The sequence below is a fragment of the Bradyrhizobium sp. 142 genome, assembly GCF_023074015.1.
In the GTDB taxonomy this organism is placed as follows: Bacteria; Pseudomonadota; Alphaproteobacteria; order Rhizobiales; family Xanthobacteraceae; genus Bradyrhizobium.
In genome coordinates, this window is the sequence record NZ_JADPKQ010000223.1 from 1 (window position 1) to 6,523 (window position 6,523).

The following is a 6,523-nucleotide window of genomic DNA, read 5'->3' on the forward strand; positions in this document are numbered from 1 at the left end:
TGCTGCCGTTTCTTAGGAATCATTCTCCAGCGTCAGCTCTCCGATCTTGGCATGCAGCGACTTCACATCGACTGCGGGCGCGGCCGGCGGCCCGCCCCCTGGTCCGAAAATCCCGGAAGCATTGCCCTCAAGCTGCGATTTCCACGCCGTAATCTGATTGGGGTGAACGTCAAAATGCTCGGCCAGTTGGGCTATCGTCCGATCGCCTTTGACGGCGGCCAGAGCCACCTTCGCCTTGAAGGCCGGTGAGTGATTCCGGCGTGCTCGTCTGCTCATCGTCTCTCCTGATTCGCGGGCCTATCGTGCCCGTCGTCAGGCAGAAACTCCACTTAACGTCCTGTGCAGATTTCCGGAGCCGGCTCTGAAACGTGTTCTGATCCGATCCAACGATGGCGTTGAGACGCCCTTGCTCTGCTTGCTCAGGGCTTCGTGTTACCGGGGCATCTATGAAGTGCAATGCCTGCTTTTTGGCCTGTTCGGCTAGAGTGAGGGTTGAAGCAGGATAGGACGTCGTGCAGTCAAGTATCAAACTCTCTCGGGGCAAATGTGCAAATAGCCCATGTTGCCCAAGGCAGACTTCCTCGACCTCGCAACTTGAGGGCAGGGATAAAACGACGGCACTTACATGCCGGGCCAATTCAGAAATTGCGGTGTGCTCATGAGCACCCATGCCAGTCAAGCGTTCCGCGCCAACACGGGTTCTGTTGACTTTGATATGCAGTTCAGTGCCATGACGCAAAAGACTGATTCCTATGCCTGTTCCCATGCGCCCTGCGCCGATTAGGCCGATTCGTTGTCCGACTTTCCCAGGCGTTGCAGTTGACGGAGTTTCAGTCATGCTCTGCGTCGTTATGAGTTCTGAAAAAGGCCACGCTCCTGCAGAATGGGCAGCAGCTGATGATGGTCCTCGATGAGATAATCCGGCTGCGCCGCTCGCAGACGCGTCTCGGAAACAAATCCGCCCGTAATGGCTACGCTGATCAAGCCAAGATCGCGTGCAATATCCGTTTCGACCGGCATGTCCCCGACGATGAAAGTTGAGCTGGGGTTCAGATTGTATGTCCGCATATACAGACGAAGCCGCTCTCCTTTGCTTATGCCTTTATATTGAGTAGCGCGGCTTTCAAACGCCAGAACCTCCGCGACACAATCTTCGATTCCATGTCTTCGTAATTGGGTAATAAGGGGGTCGACTATATGGTTACTGACAATAATGCTGGAAACGTCTTGTTGACGTGTCGTTTCCAAAATGCAACGCGCGCCTTCGCGCAGATCGGCTTTGCTCGCCAGCGGTTCGTAGGTGTCGTGAAAAATAGCGCTGTCATGGCTATCCACCGTTTCGATTTCGCTCTCCGACATTCCTAGATTGCGGAAAAAAACCGAAAGTGGAACATCGAAATGATCCCGAAAAGTTTGCATATCGATGGCAGCTCGGCCGAAGCGACCCAAAATGGTGTTCGTCGTTTGTAGCAAGGCGTCGGCGTCGTCGAGGAGAGTGCCGTTCCAGTCGAATACAAGAGCAAGTTTCATCATGGCCTCATGCTGCAGACGTTTTCGTTGAGGTGAGATCGGCGATCAATCTATTCAAATTCTCGTCTGCGCGTTTTTGTCCGCCAGGGGTCGGCATCTCGAACGTAAACGCAGAAAGATCGATTCCCTCATGTCCCCGCGGCAGCAAGGAAAGCAGATCTTCAAAGGGCAAATACGTGATGGTAGCAGCGTTGATCGATAGAGCAATTTTGCGTTCGATCACCCGGAGCGTTTGCGGTGCGATCCTATGAAAGCGCAGGCTATCCTGCTGCGTTTCGGGTGGCAGGCTTTTCCATATTTTCCAGAACGCTAGCTCATCTATGGTCTCGATACCCATGCCGTAGTAATTTGGTGCAACGATAGGCGGCGAACCGATTGCCCAATGCACAGCCTTTGCCCCAGCGGCAAGGAGCATCTCCGTCACTGCGCGGCTTGTATCGCCACGAATAAGGGCTTCATCGGCTACGACGATGATTCTATCCGTGACGTCGTTCGTTGCGACGCGGTACTTTTGCCAGATGAGCGAGTTGCGCTCGCCAAGAGATCCGATAAGTGTGCGCTGAGAACGGTTTACTGCGATCACCTCGTGCCGTTGGACGAGCGCACTTTGCTGCTTGGCCAGCGATGCAAATAGACCGTCGGCATACGGTGTCCCGGTGCGCGGCATGGAAGAAACGATTATGGGAGCGGAGCTTGTTTCGACTGCTAATCGCGGCCAGACAATTCGGCCCAAGGTCATGCCTATATCGTGGCGAGTTGCTAGATGAGATTGCCCTTGCACCAACGTTCTTACATTTCCCAGATAAAGCGTTTCGTAGGCGCAAAGCTTGGGGCTGTGTCGAGCCTGGCCCACAAAGTGATCAAGGCAGTCTCCCGTTCTGCCGTTCACATGCTTGATGTGGCTTGGCCGGATCTCGTCGACTCGGCCTTGTAGCCCAGAGAAAGCACTGTTTTCTGAGGCAAAAAGTAGAAAGCCATCTTCGGTTTGCATGAATTCCAAAGGCCGCAAACCCCTGCGATTGCGGAAGGCGGTCAGATTTCCTAGGCCATCTAACAAGAGCGCGCTGACAGCTCCGTCAACGCCCTTATCAATATCTTGGAAGACTTTCTCGTAGTTAACCGGTAGACCGTGCTGCCAATAATCTCTTTGACAAATACTCTCGATAAGCTTGAGCAAGAGCTCCGCATCGGTTTTGCTGCGGATGGCATGACCTTCAGCGTGCAGTTCTTTCCTAAGTTCATCAGCGTTGACCAGAGCCCCGTTCAAACAAACCGTCAAACGGCGGCAGGAGGTTTTATGATTGTCAAAGGGCTGGAAGTCGGCGTCACTCTTCTCTCTGTGAGAGGGAGTGCGAACGTGTGCTATAGCTACATGCGGTCTGAAATGCGCGTCCTGCTCAGTGAAATCAACACTCGCTAGTTTGCCTGCTGGCCGGCATGACTTTGTATGTTGAAACCGTTCTTCATGCATAAACGCGGCAACGCCGAACCCCTCCTGTCCACGGTTTTCAAGCTTCGGCACCATGTGCTTGAGCTGATCGTAAACCGTCCTTTGTGAGCGGCTTGAAGGCAACAGAAATGCGCCTGCAACACCGGACATGCTATGTCTCCTTGACGGACGATTATGGATGTCGCCCGTTGCGTGTTGTTGTTTTCAACCCTGTCCGGTTGCAGACATCCAATGTGTGGAACCGACACCGAGCGGAGTAATCCGTCGGCTCGCGCGAAGCACATGGTTTTGCGCCTCAGCAAGCAAGGCTCGTACCAAGTCCTCTTTCGCGCGCATGAGGCTTCGCCGAGATTGGCAAACGAAGTGTGTGATTCGAAAAAGCCGCCCTGATCCGGCTGCCGGACCTCCGAGAACGCGGCCGCCAAAAGTCAGCTTTGGTGGGCACGGTGCCTGATGGGATCCCGCGGTGCTCCGCCTAGAAGCCGCAGCAAAGAGCGTTACGCGACTGTTGCCGCGGCGGGAATGTCTTTGTCCAATCCTCAAGCGGCCAGTCCCAACCCTACGCTGAAGAACGAAGACGTTCAGTGAACTGGACGCCCCACCGAGGGACCATTGGGCCTGTTTGCTGATTGAATTCGTGCGCGCTCCGATCTCCTTGATGTCACGGAGCGAACAGCGCTGTCCGCCGTTGTTGCGGCTTTGAAGGGGTAGACGCTCAGTGACGGCATCGATGCGCAAAGTGAAGGCTATTGAAGCGTCACATAAATGAGGAGGCGTTTGTGAACGAAGCTCGCGCGATTGGGCTAGACTTCACAGAACGTAGTTTCAGGCACATGGCGCAGACGCGAGCGAGGTCGGCAAGGGGACCGTATCATGTTTTGATGCCCCTATGTTTGTTTTCAGCCGTGTCGTCTTGAAGACGTTCATGTCCGGTCCCTGACGTCTGGGCGTAAAATGTTTCCGCGCGCGCTCGCAAAGCACATGGTGTTGTTGTCTTGCAGCAAGACTAGCATAGCGGTTTTCGGCATGTTGATTGCAGCGACGGTGAAGGACCCATTTCAAGAACAGCGGTCTCTCGCCGTCACCACTCAAGAGTTCAGATGAAAGCTATCTATTCTATCAAGCAACTCCATCATTCTTCGAACGTTGGCGGCGCTACCCAGCACAATGGATGGCATCGCGCGACCGGCGATATTGCCGACACGGTAGAAATCTCGAAATCATCCAGGATCTCAAGGCCAGCGCGGCAGGTAATCGCAGATCAGGTGGCGACAAGCGGCCGTTCTGACGGCCAGGGGCATCATGTGGACTACCGAAATGCAGAAGCGCCCGCAGATCAACTTGTTCGCGCAAGAGCGAGGCAAAGCGCCCGGCTAGGATATTTGATGAGCTCAACGCAAGCAATTCGTAAACGCCTGCTCGACGCAGGCGTGTCCTTTGGAGTAAACGCCAATATCGCAGAATACGGGTGAGGTTGAGATAATACATGCAGAAGTAGAGCAGCACTTGCAGGCTTGCTTGAGGGCCTGGTTATCGACACCAGCCGCGACCACAATACGACTGCGACCGCAAAACGGATAGCCAAGATGTACGTGCGCGAGGTGTTTGCCGGGCGCTTTGAAGCTGCGCCTGACGCTACGGACTTGCCAAACGTGGGCTGCCTGGAAGAGATCTACGCGCTTGGCCCCATCACCGTGAGATCGACGTGCTCGCACCACTTTGTTCCCGCCATTGGCCGCATGTGGGTCGGCGTGCTGCCTGGTAAGTCGGTGATCGGTATCAGCAAAGTTGTGCGTGTGGCCAACTGGATCATGGCGCGCCCACACGCCAAGAGGAAGCCGCTGTTATGTTAGCAGACGAGCTGGAGCGCCGCATTAAGCCGAAGGGATTGGCCGTCATCGTTAAGGCGCGGCACCAGTGCATGATCTGGCGCGGCGTTCGCGAGACGGAAACCACTATGGTGACCAGCATCATGCGCGGTGGCTTCGCGACAGCAAGATGCTGCGTAGCGAGTTTCTGGCGCTCATCAAGGACTAAACCGTGACCTATGTATCAACCAAGACATACGGCCATGAAGTCGGCCTATCTGCTACGTTTCGCCAGTGGCGCGCGTCGTCACACTGTCGGCTGTTGGTCCAAGATGTCGCCAAAGGAACTTCTGCTCGCCGTAGGGGTATTCAACGCTCACCGTGCACAAATGGCCCGTTGGCTCGATACCGGCACTGAGGCTGTCGCCGGAGTGCTCGGGCTGTTTCATTTCTATAGGAGAGATGGCCACCTTTACGCTGCTACACGTTGCCCTGCGAAGTCATCGCGCTTCCGGCCGCTTAATCAAACGAATCCAGATATCAAGGACGTGCCATGGCATTTAAAATTGCGACCTATCTCGATCGGATTGGCCTTGCTCAAGTCCCGACAACGGTTGATGGCCTTCTTGCGCTCCAGCAGGCTCAAATGCGCGCGATCCCCTATGAGAACATTGATGTTCTGCTGGGCGATATCCCCGATCTGACTGAAAATTCGATCTGGGCCAAACTGATCGATGCCCGGCGAGGCGGCTATTGCTTCGAATTGAACAAGTTGTTTGGCTTGGCGCTCGAAGCACTCGATTTCACGGTACGACCCATTCTTTGCAGGGTGCGCATGGGGGCTCCGGAAGGTGGCCCACGCACACATCATGCATTGATCGTGACCATAGAGGGCTCCGACTGGCTTGCCGATGCCGGCTTTCCCGGTCCGGCACCGATTGCACCGCTACGAATCGATACGGAGGAGCAGCAAATAGTTGGCGTTGACGTGTTTCGTCTGCGGGCCGACCCGGCCAGTGGAGAGCTCGTGCTTGAACGCAAGAACGAAGATGAATGGTTCGCTCTTTTCGGTATCGACCGAGCCGTTGCCCTGCCACCAGATTTCGAGGGCGCCAACTTCATCTGCGCACGCTGGGACCGTATGCCGTTTCCATCCGTCCTCATGATGAGTGTGTTGACATCCGAGGGGCGTGCAAACTTGCTTAACAAGAAGCTCAGATTGACTCGCAGCCAACTTAAGGAAACACAAACACTCGAAACGAAGAGCGAACTGCAGCAGGTCTTGGCCAATGTCTTCGGGCTCCGACTGCCTCAGTACACCGTTGACTCGTTATGGGAAAAGCTTGGGTCGCGCGGACTTGTATAGGAAAGAAGGTGATCAAGCATTGCAGCGCGACGATGGCCTGTGCGGTCTATTTCAATTTCCCATAACGTCGATCACCCGCGCTGATTGGCGAGATCTCTAGAAGGAATCACTTGTGATTCCTTGCTGAGCACCTGATTGGCGAGGCTGGCGAGCCATGCCGGAAATCGTGCTACGCGCAGAAGGCGCGTATCAACAGGGGAGGAAAATTCCACCTAGTCTTACTACGTCATAAATTTTTGCGCGATCGCGGACGCAGGATCGCTCTTGCGCAACATGGACATCGCGACAGACTTCTGACGAGGGCGAGAACGAGCCGTCGACGCATCGTCGCAATCGAGTTTGGAATGTGCCGTTCGGTGCGCAGCGGAC

Annotated in this window: 4 protein-coding genes and 2 pseudogenes; 3 read left to right on the plus strand and 3 right to left on the minus strand. The window is 55.0% G+C overall.

Annotated features, from left to right (window positions below; translation table 11 throughout):
* Nucleotides 1–18: 18 nt before the first annotated feature.
* The 3 genes and pseudogenes from IVA82_RS20545 to IVA82_RS20555 all read right to left on the minus strand — a co-directional run.
* Nucleotides 19–276 (minus strand): annotated as a pseudogene (locus tag IVA82_RS20545) (transposase); the annotation flags it as partial.
* A gap of 573 nt (nucleotides 277–849) precedes the next feature.
* The gene (locus tag IVA82_RS20550; protein ID WP_247493488.1) at nucleotides 850–1,533 is read right to left on the minus strand and encodes an HAD hydrolase-like protein; all 684 of its coding nucleotides are present in this window, start codon (nucleotides 1,531–1,533) and stop codon (nucleotides 850–852) included.
* A 4-nt stretch (nucleotides 1,534–1,537) separates the two neighbouring features.
* Nucleotides 1,538–3,130, minus strand: coding sequence for a hypothetical protein (locus IVA82_RS20555; RefSeq protein WP_247493489.1), 1,593 nt, complete (start codon nucleotides 3,128–3,130; stop codon nucleotides 1,538–1,540).
* Nucleotides 3,131–4,080: 950 nt separating this feature from the next.
* On the opposite strand from IVA82_RS20555, the gene IVA82_RS20560 reads away from it, so the two are divergent.
* The 3 genes and pseudogenes from IVA82_RS20560 to IVA82_RS20570 all read left to right on the plus strand — a co-directional run bounded on the left by IVA82_RS20560 (nucleotide 4,081) and on the right by IVA82_RS20570 (nucleotide 6,154).
* Nucleotides 4,081–4,452 (plus strand): hypothetical protein, encoded by a 372-nt coding sequence (locus tag IVA82_RS20560; protein WP_247493490.1) that lies wholly within the window; start codon nucleotides 4,081–4,083, stop codon nucleotides 4,450–4,452.
* A 42-nt stretch (nucleotides 4,453–4,494) separates the two neighbouring features.
* Nucleotides 4,495–5,024: pseudogene (locus IVA82_RS20565) on the plus strand (GTP cyclohydrolase I).
* Between the two features lie 317 nt (nucleotides 5,025–5,341).
* Nucleotides 5,342–6,154 (plus strand): arylamine N-acetyltransferase, encoded by an 813-nt coding sequence (locus IVA82_RS20570; RefSeq protein ID WP_247493491.1) that lies wholly within the window; start codon nucleotides 5,342–5,344, stop codon nucleotides 6,152–6,154.
* Nucleotides 6,155–6,523: the final 369 nt, after the last annotated feature.